The sequence below is a fragment of the Photobacterium damselae genome, from assembly GCF_003026815.1.
Lineage (GTDB): Bacteria > Pseudomonadota > Gammaproteobacteria > Enterobacterales > Vibrionaceae > Photobacterium > Photobacterium damselae.
In genome coordinates this window covers 1-1,876 of record NZ_PYOG01000087.1, presented here as the reverse complement: position 1 = coordinate 1,876, position 1,876 = coordinate 1, and the positions used below count along the sequence as shown (strand labels likewise).

Annotated in this window: 2 protein-coding genes; both read left to right on the top strand. The window is 37.0% G+C overall.

What is annotated here, in order from left to right; translation table 11 throughout:
* Positions 1 to 469: transposase (locus tag CTN07_RS22330; RefSeq protein ID WP_211315317.1), on the top strand; the 469-nt coding region annotated here is incomplete at its 5' end.
* Positions 470 to 1,178: 709 nt separating this feature from the next.
* A partial coding sequence (locus tag CTN07_RS22325; protein WP_249030823.1) for a putative manganese transporter occupies positions 1,179 to 1,876 on the top strand: 698 nt, incomplete at its 3' end.

Sequence of the window (1,876 nt, the reverse complement as noted above, 5' to 3'; positions counted from 1 at the left end):
AACCGTTAGATACCTAGGCCGCTATTTTAAGCGGCCGCCAATAGCGGCTTCTCGCCTACGTCATTACCAGGGTGGTGATGTTCACTTTGTCTATAAAGATCATAGAGATAATTGCTATAAGACATTGGTCCTTAGTCAAATAGAGATGATCGATCGGTTAGTCTTGCATATCCCCACAGAAAAGAATTTTAGAGCCATCAGGTATTACGGTTTTCTGTCAAACAGAAAACGGGGAGAAGCATTACCGTTAGTTTATGATCTACTGGATCAGGAAGAACTGGTAGAGCCAAAACCATTGAATTACGCGCAAATGATGCATCACCTGGTAGGCATAGACCCGTACAAATGTATTCTATGTGGTGGTCGCATGTGCTTTGTGAAGATGGATATGGGGCTGAAAGGGCATGAGTTAGTTGCTTTGAGAAAAGCAACGATACGGGAAAAACGGCGACTTCGTTACCGTCTTTAGGGAAGATCTACCTGAAATCAGGCAAAACACCAAAAACAGTATAGAAAATACTCAAAAGCAGCCTATTTTAGTAGGCTAAATCATAATAAAGATAGTTACTGATTGATTTTTAAGTATTGCTGTCAGAGTGGTTAGGAATTGAAATTCCTAACCATCAAGTTGGGACGACCATGTATGTTAAGTTACTAATTTTAAAGTGATTTATTATCATCCCATCCAGTCAATCTCAAATCACCACCAAAAGATCACGTTAAGTAAAGTTAGTGCGAAAAAGTTTCGAAACGAAACTTATAGAGAAGGGTATTGATTTTGGGAGAATTTGGTGCTCAAAAGACTGTTTTTTACAAAGTACGGTTTTCCTGAATAAATACATTCTAATATTAATGCTGAGAAGTGTCAGTATAGGGGTTTGAAGTCCAACGGAACGGTTCTGTACGCTAACGGGGTTAACTGTATGATATATCAAAATATTTTATACAGAAAAAATAAGGGCTTACCGTACACTTTCGTTCCGTTAGACCTCGCCCCCCTAAAATGACAAAATGATAGTATACATTTTATCATTTTCTTTAATCCGCTATTACAACGTCACATCACCATCTATCCACTTTCCATTTATTCAAGCAAATTTACACAAACCATTTGATAATAGTTATCATTTGCATTTATTCTTTAAACAAACTTAGCTTTTCTTTATGGAAATTATGTAATGGACACATCAATACAAAAGCTGTCTAAATTAGTGCAACAACAAAGTTGGCAATTAACAAATAAACGTTTAATTCTACCAGTCATTATTCTTGCATTACTTATATCTACTTCATCATTACGAGAATTAACCATTCAAGTACTGGCTGACGGTTTTTGGCAAGTCGCCGCCTATGTTGCAGCAACACTTGCTGTCTATGAGTTTATTTCAACAAAACTAAAACATAGGGAATCCCAAATAACCAAACTAATAGAGCATTCAGTGACAGGACAAATCGTTTTTTCAGCTCTAATGGGGGCATTACCTGGCTGTGGAGGGGCTATTATCGTGATGACCCAATACGTGAATGGTAAGTTACCTTTTGTAGCAGTGGTAACTGTATTAACAGCAACAATGGGAGATGCCGCTTTTCTTTTATTAGCAACCAAGCCTACTGTCGGGTTATTCGTAATCATGATAAGTACGGTGGTCGCAATATTATCAGGGTTAGTTATTTATAAAGTTCATGGAGTTCATTTCTTAAAACGGGTTCAACATGTCAATGAATTCGTTGAAATAAAAAACTGTTGTTGCCAATCTTCATCGCAAGACACAACACCAATACTGATAAAGTTACAAAGCAAATTCTGGCAATGGATACTCATACCTGCGATCACTATTGCTTTGTTAGGTTCATTTCAAATTGATACAAACCATTT